The sequence below is a fragment of the Bacillus sp. FJAT-27225 genome (assembly GCF_001685025.1).
In the GTDB taxonomy this organism is placed as follows: Bacteria; Bacillota; Bacilli; order Bacillales; family Cytobacillaceae; genus Bacillus_D.
This window is the reverse complement of record NZ_MAYU01000012.1, coordinates 466,521-484,066: the sequence shown is the minus strand read 5'-3', so window position 1 is coordinate 484,066 and position 17,546 is coordinate 466,521. Positions and strand designations below refer to the sequence as shown.

The 17,546-nt window shown below is 37.5% G+C and carries 11 protein-coding genes, 4 pseudogenes and 1 riboswitch; of the genes and pseudogenes, 10 read left to right on the top strand and 5 right to left on the bottom strand.

Features of this window, described 5'->3' with window-relative positions; translation table 11 throughout:
* Nucleotides 1-99 precede the first annotated feature (99 nt).
* Nucleotides 100-1,428 (top strand): UDP-glucose dehydrogenase family protein, encoded by a 1,329-nt coding sequence (locus A8F94_RS09790; protein WP_066200419.1) that lies wholly within the window; start codon nt 100-102, stop codon nt 1,426-1,428.
* A gap of 458 nt (nt 1,429-1,886) precedes the next feature.
* On the opposite strand, the gene A8F94_RS09785 is transcribed toward A8F94_RS09790, so the two are convergent.
* Nucleotides 1,887-2,477 (bottom strand): serine O-acetyltransferase, encoded by a 591-nt coding sequence (locus A8F94_RS09785; RefSeq protein WP_066199062.1) that lies wholly within the window; start codon nt 2,475-2,477, stop codon nt 1,887-1,889.
* Nucleotides 2,478-4,316: 1,839 nt separating this feature from the next.
* Between A8F94_RS09785 and wecB the strand changes: the two genes are divergently transcribed.
* Nucleotides 4,317-5,417, top strand: a complete 1,101-nt coding sequence (gene wecB / locus A8F94_RS09780; protein ID WP_066199058.1) for a non-hydrolyzing UDP-N-acetylglucosamine 2-epimerase — start codon at nt 4,317-4,319, stop codon at nt 5,415-5,417.
* A 162-nt stretch (nt 5,418-5,579) separates the two neighbouring features.
* Here wecB and A8F94_RS24965 read toward each other — a convergent pair.
* A pseudogene (locus A8F94_RS24965) lies at nt 5,580-5,684 on the bottom strand (IS3 family transposase); the annotation flags it as partial.
* A 361-nt stretch (nt 5,685-6,045) separates the two neighbouring features.
* Nucleotides 6,046-6,690, bottom strand: coding sequence for a hypothetical protein (locus A8F94_RS09775; RefSeq protein ID WP_066199053.1), 645 nt, complete (start codon nt 6,688-6,690; stop codon nt 6,046-6,048).
* A 456-nt stretch (nt 6,691-7,146) separates the two neighbouring features.
* On the opposite strand from A8F94_RS09775, the gene manA reads away from it, so the two are divergent.
* Nucleotides 7,147-7,986, top strand: coding sequence for a mannose-6-phosphate isomerase, class I (manA, locus tag A8F94_RS09770; RefSeq protein WP_368072780.1), 840 nt, complete (start codon nt 7,147-7,149; stop codon nt 7,984-7,986).
* Nucleotides 7,987-8,162: 176 nt separating this feature from the next.
* A riboswitch (cyclic di-GMP riboswitch) is annotated at nt 8,163-8,247 on the top strand.
* Between the two features lie 302 nt (nt 8,248-8,549).
* Here the strand turns inward: manA and A8F94_RS24960 are convergent.
* A pseudogene (locus A8F94_RS24960) lies at nt 8,550-9,879 on the bottom strand (IS3 family transposase).
* Between the two features lie 352 nt (nt 9,880-10,231).
* Here A8F94_RS24960 and A8F94_RS09755 point away from each other — a divergent pair.
* The 3 genes and pseudogenes from A8F94_RS09755 to A8F94_RS09750 form a co-directional block, all read left to right on the top strand.
* Nucleotides 10,232-10,804: pseudogene (locus A8F94_RS09755) on the top strand (ROK family protein); the annotation flags it as partial.
* A pseudogene (locus A8F94_RS26170) lies at nt 10,803-10,901 on the top strand (AAA family ATPase); the annotation flags it as partial. The pseudogenes A8F94_RS09755 and A8F94_RS26170, both read left to right, overlap by 2 nt.
* Nucleotides 10,898-11,101 (top strand): hypothetical protein, encoded by a 204-nt coding sequence (locus A8F94_RS09750; protein WP_066199048.1) that lies wholly within the window; start codon nt 10,898-10,900, stop codon nt 11,099-11,101. The pseudogene A8F94_RS26170 and the gene A8F94_RS09750, both read left to right, overlap by 4 nt.
* 41 nt (nt 11,102-11,142) lie before the next feature.
* Here the strand turns inward: A8F94_RS09750 and A8F94_RS25710 are convergent, their stop codons facing one another.
* Complete coding sequence (locus A8F94_RS25710; RefSeq protein ID WP_066199043.1) at nt 11,143-11,511, bottom strand: hypothetical protein; 369 nt, start codon at nt 11,509-11,511, stop codon at nt 11,143-11,145.
* Between the two features lie 164 nt (nt 11,512-11,675).
* Between A8F94_RS25710 and A8F94_RS09740 the strand changes: the two genes are divergently transcribed.
* The 4 genes from A8F94_RS09740 (at nt 11,676) to A8F94_RS09725 (ending at nt 17,544) form a co-directional block, all read left to right on the top strand.
* Nucleotides 11,676-12,866, top strand: a complete 1,191-nt coding sequence (locus A8F94_RS09740; RefSeq protein WP_066199037.1) for a CdaR family transcriptional regulator — start codon at nt 11,676-11,678, stop codon at nt 12,864-12,866.
* Nucleotides 12,867-13,024: 158 nt separating this feature from the next.
* The gene (locus A8F94_RS09735) at nt 13,025-14,770 is read left to right on the top strand and encodes a sugar phosphorylase (RefSeq protein WP_254660827.1); all 1,746 of its coding nucleotides are present in this window, start codon (nt 13,025-13,027) and stop codon (nt 14,768-14,770) included.
* A gap of 12 nt (nt 14,771-14,782) precedes the next feature.
* The gene (locus tag A8F94_RS09730; protein WP_066199033.1) at nt 14,783-16,147 is read left to right on the top strand and encodes a glycosyltransferase family 4 protein; all 1,365 of its coding nucleotides are present in this window, start codon (nt 14,783-14,785) and stop codon (nt 16,145-16,147) included.
* A 218-nt stretch (nt 16,148-16,365) separates the two neighbouring features.
* Nucleotides 16,366-17,544 (top strand): glycerate kinase family protein, encoded by a 1,179-nt coding sequence (locus tag A8F94_RS09725; RefSeq protein ID WP_066199030.1) that lies wholly within the window; start codon nt 16,366-16,368, stop codon nt 17,542-17,544.
* Nucleotides 17,545-17,546: the final 2 nt, after the last annotated feature.

The following is a 17,546-nucleotide window of genomic DNA, read 5'->3' as shown; positions in this document are numbered from 1 at the left end:
TGTTGTAATCGGTAGTTTTTTGTTTAATAAGAAATGGTAATGAAAAGAGTGATTGGAATTTTATTAAAAAAATTAAGTGAAACGAGGGAGAAAAAATATATGAAAATAGCAGTAGCAGGGACAGGATATGTAGGCCTAGTAACTGGTGTTTGTCTTGCAAATTATGGACATTTTGTAACTTGTGTAGATATAGATGAAAACAAAGTATCATTAATGAACTCAGGTCAATCCCCTATATATGAACCTGGACTAGAAGACTTAATGACCAAAAATATTGAGCGTCTTTCGTTTACGACGGATTATAAAAATGCATATAGGAATGCAGAGGTAATTTTTATTGGAGTAGGGACTCCGGAAAAACAAGATGGTTCTGCAAATTTAAATTATGTTTTTAGGGTGGCTGAACAAATTGCCGAATGCATTGAAAGGGATTGTGTTATTGTAGTTAAGTCTACTGTTCCAATTGGGACAAATGACAGAGTAGAAAATCTCATTAAACGAAAATTAAAAAATCCTGTACGTATTTCCGTTGCCTCTAACCCTGAATTCTTGGCTCAAGGTACAGCCATTAGAGACACTTTACATGCCTCTAGGATTGTAATCGGAGCAGAAGATGAATTTGGAGCCGAAACTTTGAAAGAAGTTTATAAGGAATTTAATGTGCCTATAGTTGTAACTAACAAGAAAAGTGCTGAGATGATTAAATATGCTTCAAATGATTTTTTGGCCTTAAAAATCTCTTTTATTAATGAAATTGCTAATCTTTGTGAAATTGTAGGAGCAGATATAGAGGATGTGGCTCTTGGTATGGGATTTGACAGCAGAATTGGAAATCGTTTCTTAAATGCTGGAATTGGTTATGGAGGCTCTTGTTTCCCCAAAGATACAAAGGCCTTGCACTGGCTGGCTAATTTTCATGACCATGAGTTAAAGACAGTCAAGGCTGCAATTGATGTAAATGAAAACCAGAAACTTAAACTAATCAAAAAATCCAGGAAATATTATGATAGTCTCCAAGGATTGAATGTTGCTGTTCTTGGTTTAACCTTTAAACCTGGTACTGACGATTTAAGGGAAGCTCCCTCTTTGGTAAATATTCCGATATTGCTGGAGGATGGAGCCAGGGTAAAGGCCTGGGACCCGGTTGGGATAAAGAATTTCAAGAAACTTTATTTAAATGAAATTGATTATTATGAATCAATCGAACAAACAATTAAGGATGCTGATATTTGTTTTATTTTTACAGAATGGGATGAAATAAAAGAGTTTGATTTAAATAAATACAGGGAGTTAATGAAAAAGCCAATTATTCTGGATGGTCGAAACTGCTATGATTTAACCAGTGCTAAAAATGCCAATGTTACTTATGACTCAATTGGTAGGGAAACCATAAATAATTTTAAACCTGTATTATTTAATAGTTGGTAACAAAGTAAGATTGGGGGAAGGACATTTATCCTTTCCCTTTTTCAGGAGAAATATAGCATGATATATCCAAAAAACAGATTCTCATGGGATAGTTATAGAGTAACTCACGCACCACTGAACAAAATAAGTACAATGAAGGCTGTATTTTTTGGCGATTCTTTTTTAGAGTTTTGGAAATCTTATTTATAGAAATGGATTTTGATTCCGTAATAATTTGATCAATTATCTTCAGACCTTGCTGCATTCCTTTTGCTACTACCACTTCTCAATTGCTATAAAGCGATTACAGTGGAGAGAGTGGGAAGACGGGCAAGGTCTTTTTATTTTTAAAAATAGAAATGTAAAGTTGTTGCGTAACCTTACACTTCGAATTGTTTTAATAATTAAATCGCCAAGGATCCCGTACTAAAAGGCAATACGGGAGTGTGTTGGCAGCTTTTGTTTAAGCTTTACCTGGATTAGAAATTACTTTTTAACTGACTATCCAAAATTTCTGTTGCGTACACAACAACTTGGTCGGTTGCCCCTCTGTTACTATTCACAATATTAGCGGGTGAGCCAGCAATTGTAACATTAGGTGTTAAAAAAGATTTATTAACTACACTGTTTGCTCCTATAGCGATATTGTCGGCAATTGAAACTCCTCCAAAACAGATAACACCGGGGGCTATAAAAACATTATCACCAATAACAGTTCTATCACCAATTGTTACTCCCGTAGAAACTCTACAATTTCTACCTATTTTTGCATTTGAATTCACAACAATAGTTCCCCTGTGAGATATAGACAAACCAGGTCCAAATACATTTAGGGGTATAGAAAAACCAATTTGAATACTCTTTCTTTCTAACAAAATTCTATAAAAACTATATCTTAATTTTCCAATGAACCCCTTTTTGCAATTTTTGAGGTACTCAGTCTTCCTAAGAAGTTTTAAAAATATCCAAATCTCATCAAACCAAATAACTGGGAATCTTTTGTCGGTGTAACGATTAGCTATTTTATCAGCTTGAAGGTAATATTTGTAATCCTTTTTACTATTAATCAATTTAAAATACCTCTTCTTTAAGGATACTATCAGACATCTTAATTATAAAGCTAGGTTGTATTTTTTTCTACTCTTCGTCAGTCAATATTAACATTATTTCCATTTTTTAAGTTCAATTTCTTACATTGACTTGTAAACCTATTTACATTCCAGCATCTATTTGGTTTTGTTGTTACTATTCCAAGTAGGGAAAAAAATTCTTTGATATTTTATTTATAGGTTGTAAATGTAACGGACAAGTAAAGATTTCTCTAATTAAGCTTATACTATTTATGAAAAAATTGTGCTGTCTTTTTATTCTAAAACTGCCTCCAAGAAGGTGATTACTTTAACTCTATTAAGAAAATATTATATTGTCATTTCTTCATTAATCAAAATCCTTGTTTAAAGGAAGATAGAACTTGTTCAAATAAAACTTAACTAAAGGGACTTCACTTTCCTGTCTATCCATTTTTTTAGACATTAAATCGGCTATAATCAATAGCTTCCTACTTAGTAGCCTTCACTTAGTGGTGTGTTTAATGGAAGTACTTATTACCCCCGAATATTTTATATTGTGTATGAATACTATTAATAAGAAACGGGTATATTTAATAACAAACTGAAACTTAGGGGCGGGGGCAAAATGCTAATGCTGGTAATAGGAGTTATACTTGGATCTGTAGCTACACTCTTCACAATGAGTTTAATGATTGCCGCAAAAAAAGGCGATGAACGTGATTATTATACTTCAGAATAATAAAGAAACAGTTGTTTACTACCACTCGAATGTACCACTTCTGCCATATTAAGGAATGGCAAGAAATTCATTACAAATTGGCAGCATATTTAACACTTAAAACCTTCCGTCTAATTAGTAATTATATCTTACGATATGACAATTGTATGGTATGATTTTTATAATTCTTTAACAGAAAATATTGGAATTAGTATGACGAGAGGATCAGTTCAAGGGGCTTTGCCGCCGTACAGGCTATGTTAGACCTCTCTTGTTAATCCATGATGTGTTCCCTCATGGAAATTTCTCCATCTAAAGTATTTTTTAAGGGAGGTGCACTGGCGCTTCCCTATTATCTTGTTTTAGTTGTTTCACAATACTGGACCCTTTAAGTTAAACTTTCTTGTTTAGGATTGTCCCGATTTTGTTATTGCAAATGCGAGGGATTTTTCCCTAGAAATGACTCACCGCTTCATCCCCATCAGCTTCCCTTATGAAAATTCCCGTTTGTGCATATCAAGCCACTGTATAATTTCGACTGTTAAACTCCCTAAAATTTGTAAACTACATATATCCCTTAATACTTTCAACTTTGACCGATATGATTGTCATGCATTTGGCCACCCTTTCATCCTTTCAATTAGAACCAAGCACATAACTTGGAACTGATACTAGTTACAGTTTTTTGTTTCTTTAAATTGACTTTTAAAGAATATTCAGTAATTGGTGTTCCTTAAATATTTGGAAGCTAAATTGGTGTGACAAACTTGTGCTCAAACTAATGGATAGTAAACTTTTTTTAAAATCTGTTATAATTACATAACCGAACACTCTTGGGAAATAACTAAAGGAAATGAAGACGTGTACGGAGATGCCTGAACATACCGATCGTTTAAGGGAAAGTCGGCGGATAGTCAAAATCTCGCCTTACTAATATGCTACGAGAAGTACTTCTCCTTAAAAATTCTATGAGTATTTATTTGTTATGTCTGCTAGTAATATTGGACTTAACCGGCCAGGATAAGGAGAAATTGGCTTTTTGTTTTTTCAAATAAAGGGATTAGAGGTTCAGAGTAATAAATGCGGAATGTGCAAAAAATTTGCAAGAGTAGGTGTGGACAATGAAGAAGAGGGTAATGGTTGTCTTTGGCACAAGACCCGAGGCAATCAAAATGTGTCCTTTAGTTAATGAATTAAAAAGAAGAGAAAATTTAGAAACAGTGGTTTGTGTTACGGGTCAGCATAGAGAAATGCTTGATCAAGTTTTGCATGCCTTTAATGTTGTGCCTGATTATGATCTATTTATTATGAAGGCAAAGCAAACATTATTCGATGTAACAGTTAATATTCTGGAAAAAATGAAAGTAGTCCTTGAAGAAGTAAAGCCTGATGTAGTATTGGTTCATGGTGATACTTCTACGACATTCGTAACAGCTCTAGCTTGTTTCTACCTTCAGATTCCAGTTGGTCATGTTGAGGCGGGGTTAAGGACGTACAACATTTACTCCCCATATCCAGAAGAATTTAATCGTCAGGCGGTTGGAATTGTAGCAAAATATAACTTTGCTCCAACTGAGATGTCGAAAGAAAATCTCTTAAAAGAAGGAAAAGATCCTTCTACTATTTATGTAACAGGTAATACTGCTATTGATGCACTTAAAACAACAGTACGGAAAGATTATTTTCATGAACAGCTTGAATGGGCAGCGTATAGTAGACTTATAATGATTACTGCTCATAGAAGAGAAAATCTCGGTGAACCAATGAGAAACATGTTTAGGGCTATTAAACGGATCGTGGATGAACACCCAGATATTAAAGCTATTTATCCGATTCATATGAACCCAGTTGTAAGAGAAGCCGCTAATGAGATTTTTGGCGATTGTGATAGAATTAGAATCATTGAGCCTTTAGAAGTCTTAGATTTTCATAATCTTTTATCAAGATCCTATTTAATTCTGACTGATAGTGGAGGTATTCAGGAGGAAGCACCCAGCTTAGGTAAACCGGTATTAGTTATGCGTGATACAACGGAGCGCCCTGAAGGAATTGCTGCTGGAACACTAAAATTGGTTGGAACAGATGAAGAGAATATTTATAAGACCTTTAAACTACTTCTTGAGGATGAAGAAGAATATGAAAAAATGAGCCAGGCAAGTAATCCTTATGGTGATGGCTTTGCTAGTAAAAGGATAGCTGATGTTTTAGAAGAGAGAGAGTAGATTACTAAAAAACTTATGCGGCATACATTCAAATCCTTTTAATTTTGGTGACTTCACTTCTGGCTTTTCTTTATTCACAGTAATTATTTCACCGAATATTGGATTGGTTATTTGAAATGAAAAAGGCATTGTGATGTGACCCCAAAAAGTTAGAGTTTTATATTAAGTAGCTAATTGGTTGGTATGGATCCGGTATTGAACCGGGCTCATACCTGCCAATTTTTGCTTTATACGCTTGTTATTATAATAATTGATATATTCTTCAATTCTATTTTGGAGGTAGAATACTTAAAAAAGCCTTGATTAGAATGCACAGTAGTTCTGTATTTAGAATCTTTTAGCCACCCTTAACTTTACTCTTGTCCATGTAGTGGTATGAATGCAGGTTAGCTCAAACAAAAGAGGCTTACCTACAACTATACTAACAAGGACAACTTCCCCGCCATCGACTTATAAGAAGTAGACGTTTCAGTCAATGGCAAGCAGCTACGCTTTGGTTCTGATTCTCTTTTTTTAAGCGATTGTTCCATTATTGGCTTCCAACTGAGCAAATGGTGGCTCGTTTTTCCGCAACCGATGGCCCAAAACTCCACATAAGTGGCTCGATTCAACTGCAATACCTTAATGTTCAGTAATACGATTCCATCTCCAATTCTTCCAGTTCCACAAAGTACAGCTCCATGAATTTGTTCTCGAGAATTCCGTAAAAGTAGGCGAATGGGTTGCTGATGAATCTGTTTGACCTCAGTTTACCGATAAGCTGCTTAAAGGCATGGATGGCTGTTTCAATGATTGTGTCGGGTTCGTTTTCTTTGTTGTTACGGTAGGCAGCGATTCTTGCCATTCTCCAATACCCCTCGATGGTCTTCGCGGATGGGAAGAAGGATTGGACAAGGTGGATGAAAGCTGGTAGAACCCGATCGTTTGTAAATGTGGAATCAAGCTCAACGGGTTCGGGATGTTTACTAAGATTTTGATTTTTTTGTTTTAAAGGACTGCTAGTTTCTGGGGGGTTCAATTTTTCCGGTTTGGGTGGTTCATTCGAGGGAAAACGGTTGAACACATACAAGTTGCTCGACTGCGAGCCATTTTTGCGCTCGGTTTCATGAACGGTAAGGATGCCCAATCCAATTGCCTTTTGAACTATCCGTTTGAATGTGGAACGGGATATTCCGTTCTCCTCATATTCTGCATGAATCGCTTTCAGGATTGTCCCGATTTTGGCATTGCAGACGCCAGGAATCTTTGCCGAAAAGCGAATCAGCCGCTTCATCCCGATCAGCTCTCCTTTTGAAGGTCACAGCAAGGTGCTTATGTCATAGTATAGTTTTTCAATCAGCTGCTCAAATTCCTCTTACCTAGTTCCTATTAACTTTTAATCCCCATATACAATAATAAGTATATTAGTGTATAAGTTTATTGTTGAAGGTGAGCCACGACAGAATTGTGGTTATGGTTAATAACGTGTTGAAAAGAATATTAGTACAATATGTCCCACTAGTCTCTAATCGGATGACGTTGAGGATATACTGAATCTAATTGAAAAAGACATAGGAAACTTAAATTCTATACATAAAACGAAATTTTACAGCTAGAGAAAGTAGGAGGACAAATGTTTACGAGTGAACCGATTTTTTTGAAGCCAGTTTTTCAGGAAAGAATTTGGGGTGAGAGCAAATTAAAAACTGATTTTAACTATCAGATTCCTGGTTGAAAAAACAGGTGAAGCTTGGGTAATTTCAGCCCTTCCAAATGGGGCAGTGTTATTCAAAACGGTCCCTTAGCGGGAAAAACATTAGCAGATGCTTGGAAAGAGCATGGTGAATTATTTAATAAACAAGCAGGAAATGAAGAAGAGTATCCGTTGGTCAAAATTCTTGATGCAGCTGATGATTTATCAGTCCAGGTCCATCCTGATGACAGGTTTGCCAGAGAAGTAGAAGGGGTGCCTTACGGAAAAACCGAATGCTGGTACATTATTAGTGCTGAGGAAGGGGCGGAGCTTGTCTTTGGACATCATGCAACAACACAGCAGGAACTAGAAGAAAAGATCGAGCATGGTGAATGGGACAAATTGCTGAGACGTATAAAAGTTAAGGCTGGTGATTTCTTTTATGTTCCAAGCGGCACCATTCATGCAATTGGGGCAGGTATTGTTATCCTTGAAACCCAGCAGAGTTCGGACATTACCTACCGCGTTTATGACTATAACCGGACCGATGCAACAGGAAACAAGCGTGAATTGCACCTTGAACGTTCTCTTCAAGTAACCTCAGTTCCGCATCAAGTGGCATCTATGGAGCAAAGAGAAGAGATTTTTGAGGGCCTTATCGAAAAACAGCTTGTGAAAGAGCAGTACTTTACCGTTTATCACTGGAATTTGGATGGAAAGTCCTTACGAGAGATGGAGGTTGATTTCATGCAGGTTAGTGTCCTTGATGGTGAAGCTGTTCTTACTCTTGATGGCCAAAAGTTTGAACTAAAAAAGGGCAGCAACTTTATTTTGCCTTACGGAATTAAAAGGTATCAACTCCAGGGGAAAGCTGAATTCATTGCCTCTCACACTTAGGAGACGAACTCCGGGGAAATTCCATTTGAGATTCAAAATAGAAAATGGCGGAGAGGTTCTGTAGTGAAGATCCGATATACTAGGACTAATGTACTTTTTGAGGCAAAATTCCTATTATTACTAATCTCCCATTGCTATTAGTAACAAAATTATATACCATTTTAATATACATAGTTCGTACGAAAAGGCAAAGTCATTGAAAGGTGGCGACGCAAAACTAGTAGGGGCTAAAGTTTTTAACTATGCCAGCCAGTTACCGAATACGAGCAACAACATCCTGCGGACTATGTAAAAGAAAGCAGGAGGTAATATTATGTTGTTTTTACTAGCCGGACTATTAATAGGTTCACTCAGCACACTTGTCATCATGAGCATTATGGTTGCTGCAAAAAATGGTGATGCTCCATTTGTAAACTAAAACTGTAAAATCGCAACAACAGATAAGGACTAGTTAACTCAAGTGAAGTTCTATTCCTTCAGAAAAAATACTGAATAAAAAACGGCACCCCTTTAACTTTTGAACTATGCCCCAAAAAGTGGACAGTAATAAAAAAGGTCCTTAACTAAGCAGCTATTAGATGACTTCGGTATTGTGCCGGAGTCATTTTGTTTAATGTCCATTGATAACGATCATTGTTGTATTCCTCGATATAGTTTCCGATTATAGTCTCTAATTCCTTAAATGTTTGGCAATCAGAATATTCCACCTCATCCTTCATATGGCCAAAGAAGTATTCCATTGGAGCATTGTCCCAGCAGTTTCCCTTCCGGGACATGGATTGGATTAACTTCATTTCCTTCACTTTCTTTTGGAATTCGGGATGAGTGTAATGGAAGCCCTGGTCCGAGTGGATCATTGCTTCAGGGTGTACCATTCCACCAAAGGATTGTTCCAACTTTTTAAGAGTACTATAAACAATGTCCATTTTTAGATTGGTGGACAGATGATACACTATTATTTCTCTAGTTGAACCATCTTTGACACAAGACAAATAGGCAGGTTTCCCTTGGCCATAATAAAGATAAGTAATATCTGTAAGATAAATCTTCCCGGCTCTTCTTGATCGAACTTCCTGTTTAGAATATTTGGAAGGGTCTTATGCTCCTGATTGGCCTTGGCCATTTTACGGTACGGGTTTACCTGTCTAACTTTGGCAACCAAGTTAAAAGTCTTCATGATTCGACGGATTTTCTTTGGATTCATAATGACTGGGTTGTCGTTTTCCAGAATCATCTTTATAACTAAAGCACCTGCTTTTCCTTTCTTCTTATCGAAGACTTCCTTGATAAGTTCGTAGTCCTTAAGATCATTTTCTCTCCTGGCTAACCTGCTTTCTTCAGCTTTAAGCCATGTATAAAAACTACTTCGACTTACCCTAACCATTTTACAAAGATATGTGACCATACCTGTAATTCCATACTTGCGTAGGACTTGTTCAATTAACATGAACTTATCTGTTTTTGTTACTTCCTCTTCTTTGATGCCTGCCTTTCGAGTTCTTCTAACTTTTTTAAAAATTCCAGCTCAGCCTCCAAATACTTAATACGTGCTTCTGCCTTCTTTAGGCTTTCTTCCACAGTGAGTTCCTTTGATGACGGTCTGCCGGAGCTCCCTTTCCCTCTACGTTCCGTAAGGAGCCCATCCTCGCCAAATTCATTAAAGGTGTTCCTCCACCTTCTAAGACATTGCTTAGGTTTTTGGGAGCCAATTACTTGTAGGTCAAAACCGTGTTCAATAAATATCTGGGAAGGACTCTTCCCAGTCAAATATTCTTTAACTGATTTAACTTTAAAATCAGATGTATAAGCAATGGAACGTTCGGATACATGTTCCACGTTAGGGTTAGCTTCTAATTGTTTCATTTGTATTTCATTAAATATTATCTTACTCAACCTTATTTCCTCCGCTCATATCTCTCATGTGATTATAAACGGGTTCTGGTTCTAAGAACACAAAAAGCCCCGAATAACGGACGCTTTTTTTCAAAGTGTCCATTATTCGGGGTACAGTTCATTTAGCTAAAGGAGTGCCGTTTTATTCATGCGCTAAATCCCAAAAAAAGTTCTCATAGGCTTTGGAATCACCAAGGGAAAGGAATTAAAAAGGTAATCATATGGGAATTGGCATTACTGAAGGAGAGTTCTACTCTCAGGATTGAAGTCGTGACATGTCAATTTCATATCATTCTCTGAAAGAGCATGAACCATCATGCTTTTAAAAATAATTGATCTGGGGGGACTTAACATGTTTGGTGCAATTGAAGCTGGAGGAACAAAATTCGTTTGTGCGGTAGGAGACGAAAACGCCCGTATAGTTGACCGAATCAAGATTTGAACAACTTTTCCAGAGGAAACGATGGCGGAGGTAATGTCATTTTTCAAAAAATATAAATTGAACGCAATTGGTATTGGCTCATTTGGTCCCGTTCATATCAATCGGGAAAGCCCGACATATGGAAGGATTACCTCTACTCCTAAATTGCCCTGGAGAAACTTTGATATTGTTGGGGCAATGAAGGATGCCTTTTCCGTACCGATTGGTTTCAATACTGATGTGAATGTAGCCGCCCTTGGGGAGACGGTTCACGGCGCTGCTAAAGGATTAGACAGTTGTTTGTACATGACGGTGGGAACTGGAATTGGCGCAGGCGCTGTGGTTCAAGGCAAACTGCTTCAAGGTTTGTCCCATCCTGAAATGGGTCATATCTTGGTTAGGCGTCATCCGAATGACAGTTACAAAGGGAAATGTCCTTATCATGGCGATTGCCTGGAGGGCTTGGCTGCTGGCCCGGCAATCGAGGAACGGTGGGGAGAAAGATGCGATTCTTGACCGTATAGTCCATGATTCCTATAAAATACTAATGGATGGAGAAGTCTCCATGAGAGAACGTCATAGTCTGGTGGCATCAAGATGACTCCAATAGACGTAGAACATCGAATAGCCACCTATTTCTTCCACAGATACTTACCAGAAAAAGTCCTCATCGAACTCGAAAGCACTCTTCTTCCGTTATGCCTGATGGTTGAAGAGGAAGGTGAAATAGATAAAGATGAGTTGGTGAAAATAGCACTAGACATTATAGAACATCATTTAGAGGGCAAAGATTTCAAGTAAGAGAGGATAGCCATCAGAGAATTTCATGCCTCTGATGGCTATTAAAATGGCTCTCCCCCTGCAGTTACTGGCTCATTTGTCCGCAATCGCTGGCTCAAAACTATGCATACCTGGCTCATTCTCTCCGCAATACTCAGGCCATTAGCCAGTTGGCCGATTTCATATCCAGAAAGCCTTCTACATAACTGAATTGGCTGTATGGCAATGTCGCAATAAAAAGATATACCGGAATCGTTTTCCAATGTTGTAAGAAGAGAAATGTGACCAGGCCAGAAAGGCACTGGCAATGTTCCAATTTGCACCTTTGATTGTTTCCGGTTTGGGATGGTGTCACCATAGAGCACTTCATAGATTACGACAGGAAGATTGTATCGCCCTGTTGTTTTTGTTCTGGTGTAAATTTTAGCCATTTACCATGTCGCCAGCTGGAATGGCAGAAGCATTCTTTATCAGCAACAATTCGTATGCTAGAAACTAAAATCTCCATAAATGAAATAAGTTAACTTTTTTGGGGGAAATTTCTTCTTATGGTACAATTTATATTTAGAGAAGACTAAAGCTGCAGGTGATTCGAATGGATATTACACCAGAGATAGCACAATCAATCGTCGAGGAAATGGAGAAAATCATTAATCGCAATATTAACTTTATGAACAAAGATGGTAAAATTATTGCCAGTATTGATAGAACGAGAATCGGAGATATTCATGAAGGCGCGCTTGAGGCAATTCAAACTGGTCATAAAGTGGTAATTACGGAGTCAAATTTGTTGAAGGGAGCTAAGCCAGGAATTAATCTTCCTGTTTTTGTGAATCGTAAGATTGTAGGAGTCATTGGAATAACGGGCCCAGAGAAAGTTGTAGATCCGTTTGGCAAAGTAATTAAAAAGATGGCCGAGATATTATTGAAGGAAGCCTACCTGGAAAAGCAAACCGATCTTGAAATTCGAGCGAAGGAGTCTTTTACTGATGAATGGATTTCCGCGAATTGGGAGAACGATAAATTATTTGCTGCAAGAGGCTGGATATTAGGAATTAATGTTCATTTACCGAGAGTTGCGGTCATAATCAAACTAAATGATTTTAATGATTATGTTTATCATAAACTAAAAAGCTCTCAAGCAAATGTCGAGGGTGAGCTGGAAATTCAAAAGCTTAGGAGAACAATCCAAAAAACAATTGAAAATCAATTTAAGTATGAGAAGCAGGATATTGTCTTTTCATCAGAAAGTTCAAAATTTATCATTGTACTGACGATTGATACAAATATAGATAGTAAACTTCAAAAGACAATGATTGAATCACGTTTAAAAAATGTTGTTACTTTATTAAAGGAAAAACATCAATTAGATGTTTCTGTTGGTATCGGGAGGCATCATCCGGAAATGGGAGGAATTCCAAAATCCTATAAGGAAGCGATGAGAGCAGTTGCCATCGCGCAGAAGAATAAGCGAATCACATTTTATGATCAATTGGGATTAGAATCATTTATAGAAGAAATTTCTTTTGAATCCCGTAATGATTTCATTGATAGAATCCTAAGAATAAAAGATTATCCGGAAATGGAGTTTTCGGTTAGAACTTTGGAAGTCTTTTTCCAATCGAACCAATCTATCAATGAAACAGCAGAAAAGCTTTTTGTTCATAAGAATACGGTTCAATATCGCTTAAAGAAAATAAAAGAACTTACCGGTTATGATCCACGGAAGTTTTCCGATGCCGTTCTTTTACATGCCGCGCTTTCTTTTTATAGTATTAACAATTAAAGATTTTGTTACCAAGAATAAAAAAACCTTAAAATTCATAAGGTTTTTTTGTTTTTAGTAATATGGTAGTTGTCATAGCTTTTGTGTACTATTAACAATAGTGATAAGTAAAATTGTACTAATTTTAAGGCTTATAATGTAAATAAAGGGTGATTTAAGTGGGAAAATTCAACGAGGAAGAATCCGTTGTAATACTGGATAAACTCTCTTTGGTATACGGTGAAAACAAAGCAATAACAATTTATGCAAGTATCCAAACTTTAATCAAACAATATCCTTACGGAAAAATAACGCCCAAAAATTTGTGGGTGGATGAAAACGATATCATGTTAATTACTTACGGTGACTCGATAAAGGAAACAGGAAAATTTCCTTTGCAAACATTATCGGAATTTCTCAATGAATTCGTACAAAAGGATTTAAGTTCTGTACACCTATTGCCGTTTTATCCATATTCATCCGATGATGGATTTTCTGTCATCGATTATAAACAGGTCAATCTGGAGTTAGGAGATTGGGATGATATTTTTCGCCTTTCCCAAAAGTATGATTTAATGTTTGACGGAGTCATTAATCATATCTCCCAAAAAAGTGATTGGTTTCAAGAATATCTAAAAGGGAATCCAGAATTCGAAAACTTTTTTATTGCAGCCAACCCAAATGCCGATTATAGCAAGGTAACAAGGCCTCGAGCCCTGCCGCTATTAACTAAGTTTGAAACCAGCAAGGGTACCAAGTATATTTGGACTACCTTTAGTGAAGACCAAATAGATCTGAATTTTGAAAATGAAAAGGTATTTTTGGCTATTTTAGAAGTGCTCCTTTTCTATGTTCAAAAAGGTGCCAGGTTTATCAGAATGGATGCCATTGGTTTTCTTTGGAAAAAACAGGGTACCAGTTGCATCCACCTTGAAGAAACCCATGCTATTATTCAAATCTATCGAACCGTATTGGATGCCGTAGCTCCTGGCACGATTCTTATTTCCGAAACTAATGTGCCACATGAAGACAATATCAGCTATTTTGGTAATGGTTATAACGAAGCACATATGGTTTATCAATTTCCTTTACCGCCTTTAACCCTATTTTCGTTCCAACAGGGAGATGCCTCCTACTTGTTAAAATGGGCTGATTCATTGGAGCCAACCTCTGAAACAACTACCTTTTTTAATTTTCTGGCTTCCCATGATGGGATTGGGGTTCGGCCTGTAGAAGGAATCCTACCAGAAAAGCAAATTCAAAGCATGGTTGACAAGGTAATCGCAAATGGCGGGTTCGTCTCGTATAAAGATAATGGTGACGGTACAAAAAGTCCTTATGAACTAAATATTAATTATTTGGAAGGAATCTCTCAACCGGGTGATTGCCAGGATGTGAAGGTCGCTAGATTTATTGCGGCACAGTCCATTTTATTATCCATGATGGGGGTACCGGGAATCTATATTCATAGTTTGTTAGGTTCAGGAAATGATTTGAATGGTGTGGAGAAAACAGGACGATTTCGCTCTATTAATCGGGAAAGATTGAATAAGGAAAAATTGGTGGAAGAGCTCAAAAATCCAAAAACTATTCGCTCGCAGGTCTTCACGAGATTCAAAAAAATGATTGCACTACGGAAGGCAGAAAAGGCATTTCATCCGAATGCTGCACAAAAAGTCTTATTTTTTGATAATCGTCTATTTTCTATTATGAGGATTTCTCCGGACCAACAGGAAGAAATTTTAGTCATCATTAACGTTTCAAACAGGCCTGTTTCTGTCCAGCAAACATTCATGGGGTTTAGAGCAAGGAATTTACATGCATTTCATGATATTGTTTCGGGAGAAATTATCGATGTCAGAGATGGAATTATTAATATCTGCCTTTCTCCTTATCAAGTCATGTGGCTTAAAGCGCAAATCTAAGGAGGAAGATCAATGAAAATTGCTTTAGCCCATTTTAGGGTAGGGGAGACAGATGGAGTATCATTAGAAATGGACAAATGGAGGCGGGCATTTGAAAACATGGGACATGAAGTTGTCTTTCTGGCTGGAAGCCAAGGTCAAACCGAAGCCTATGTGATTGAAGAACTTTACTATATGCATCCGCTTAATAATAAATTTGTTTATAATGCATATGAACGAATGATGGATTATGAGGATGAATTATCGTTTAAACAGGATATGTTAAAGTTTGCTGAAAGCATTGAGAAGAAATTAGTGGAGTTTATTCGAAATGAAAAAATAGATTTACTTATCCCAAATAACATCCTTTCATTAGGCTGGAGTCTTCCTGCAGCTATTGCTTTTTGTAGTGTGGCTAAGAAACTGAACATTCCCATGTTGTGCCATCATCATGATTTTTTCTGGGAACGGGAAAGGTATAGCCAACCCACTTGTCGATTCATTCATGATTGGCTAGATAAATATTTTCCACCTAGGATAGAAAATGTCCATCATGTTGTAATCAATCAAATTGCTAGGGATCAATTAGAGACAAGAAAAGGGTTACAGGCCGAGGTGGTGCCAAATGTATTTGATTTTGATGGCGATCCTTGGAAAACGGATGGATATAACCATGATCTTCGACGTTCAATAGGAATCGGTGAGGATGATCTAGTCATTTTACAAGCAACCAGAATTACAGAAAGAAAGGCCGTTGAGTTGGGCATTGATGTGGTTGCCGAGATACAGAAACACTTGATTCAACTGAAAGGGAAAACACTGTATAATGGCAAGCAAATTACTTCTAATACAAAAGTCGTTTATTTGTTGGCAGGTATGCCTGAATCCACCCCTCGTTATTTGGAATTATTAAAGAAGAAAGCAGCCGAACAACACGTTAATATGCTTTTTATTCATGAACAAATATCTCACACTAGACGACTGGATAATCATATAAAGATTTACTCCCTTTGGGATGCCTACTCAATCGCAGATTTGATTACTTATCCCAGTATTTTGGAGGGGTGGGGGAATCAGCTGTTGGAGGGCGTATTCGCCCAAAAACCGATTGTTATTTATGAGTACCCGGTTTTTGGAACAGATATTGCGGACAAAGGATTTTTCTTTATTAGCTTGGGTGCCAACTACCAGCTGACAAGTGATGGTCTGGTGTTTGTGCCTGATGAAAAAATAACCCATGCCAGCCGAGAGGCTGTTCTTATATTAACCGATCATGAACTATATCAGCGGATGATAGAGGAAAACTTTAAGGTAGCCCGAAAACACTATTCTTATTTATCACTTGAACAGTACCTACTGAATATTCCTTTATTACAAACCTTTTATGCAAATGCATAAGAGGTTTTTTGTTCTCCATAACAAAAATAACCGAAATGAATTTGTTATGAATAACATAGAAAACGCTTTATTTCCTTGATAAGATAGGAATTAGTTAGTGAATATAAAAAATATTCTTAGCTAAAGTGTGCACACAGAAACAAAACCGTTGGTCGATAAAATTGCAATTTAGGAACAAGAATGTTCAAAAGCTGCGCTCTGAAAAAGGAGAGAATTAAATGAAAATTGTGATTGCTCCTGATTCCTTTAAAGGGTCAGTTACAAGTACGAGTGCCGCGCTCAAAATTGAAGAAGGCATTAAAAAGGAAAACAGTAAAATTGTCACGATTAAAATTCCTGTAGCAGATGGTGGTGAGGGTACTGTTGATTCATTTTTAACTTTTTTACATGGTGAAAAGGTTAAAGTAGTGGCAGAGGACCCACTTGGAAGAGAGATTATGGCTGAGTATGGATGGGTGCCGGAAGAGAAAACGGCCATCATTGAATCTGCTTCTGCGTCGGGTTTGCCGTTGTTATCTGATACGGAACTAAATCCATATAAAGCATCGACATTCGGAACGGGCCAGTTGGTTAAACATGCATTGGACCAGGGGGCAAAGAAAATCATTATCGGATTGGGCGGCAGTGCAACGGTGGATGCAGGCACAGGGTTCTTGCAGGCGCTTGGAGTGGCCTTTCTTGATAAACACTATCAAATTCTGAAAGGTTCCGGTGAATGTCTGGATAAAGTTCATGTCATCGATTTAACGGGTATGGATCCGCGGCTGAATGAAGTGGATATTACTGTGGCTTCGGATGTTTCAAATCCCTTATTAGGCGAAAACGGGGCTGTATATGTATTTGGACCACAAAAAGGTATTTCAGACAATGCGTTATCCGTTTATGAAGGCAGCATGGAGCGTTTTGCCGCGTTAGTGAATCAAACTGTCTCCAAAAATGAAGCCAATACTCCTGGAAGTGGAGCGGCAGGCGGATTTGGTTTTTCTCTGCTTTCGTTCCTGAATGTAAGAATGAGAAGCGGGTTTGAATTAATTGCCGAATTAAGTGGTCTTGAAAACCTCATAAAGGATGCCGACCTTGTGATTACTGGGGAAGGAAAATTGGATTTGCAATCTTTAAATGGCAAAGTCCCAGTGGGTATCTCCAGAATCGCAAAAAAATATAATGTCCCGGTAGTGGTCTTTACCGGTAAATTTGAGGGCTACCCCTCAGAGCTTAAACAAGAAGGAATTCATCTCGTCTGTCCCATTGTGGATGAGGTTATGACTTTAAGTCAAGCAATGACCACTGGTGAACAGCTTCTGGAAAAAACGGCCAGAAGATTGATTAACGCTATTGAGTTAGGGCAGAAGACTCAAGGAGGCAAGGCTTTAAGAAATAACAAGTACGATAATTAGGA

Coding starts and splice junctions, on each gene's coding strand:
- A8F94_RS09790 (WP_066200419.1), top strand. CDS start 100: ATGAAAATAGCAGTAGCAGGGACAGGATATGTAGGCCTAGTAACTGGT.
- wecB (WP_066199058.1), top strand. CDS start 4,317: ATGAAGAAGAGGGTAATGGTTGTCTTTGGCACAAGACCCGAGGCAATC.
- A8F94_RS09775 (WP_066199053.1), bottom strand. CDS start 6,690: ATGAAGCGGCTGATTCGCTTTTCGGCAAAGATTCCTGGCGTCTGCAAT.
- A8F94_RS09750 (WP_066199048.1), top strand. CDS start 10,898: ATGACTCCAATAGACGTAGAACATCGAATAGCCACCTATTTCTTCCAC.
- A8F94_RS25710 (WP_066199043.1), bottom strand. CDS start 11,511: ATGGCTAAAATTTACACCAGAACAAAAACAACAGGGCGATACAATCTT.
- A8F94_RS09740 (WP_066199037.1), top strand. CDS start 11,676: ATGGATATTACACCAGAGATAGCACAATCAATCGTCGAGGAAATGGAG.
- A8F94_RS09730 (WP_066199033.1), top strand. CDS start 14,783: ATGAAAATTGCTTTAGCCCATTTTAGGGTAGGGGAGACAGATGGAGTA.
- A8F94_RS09725 (WP_066199030.1), top strand. CDS start 16,366: ATGAAAATTGTGATTGCTCCTGATTCCTTTAAAGGGTCAGTTACAAGT.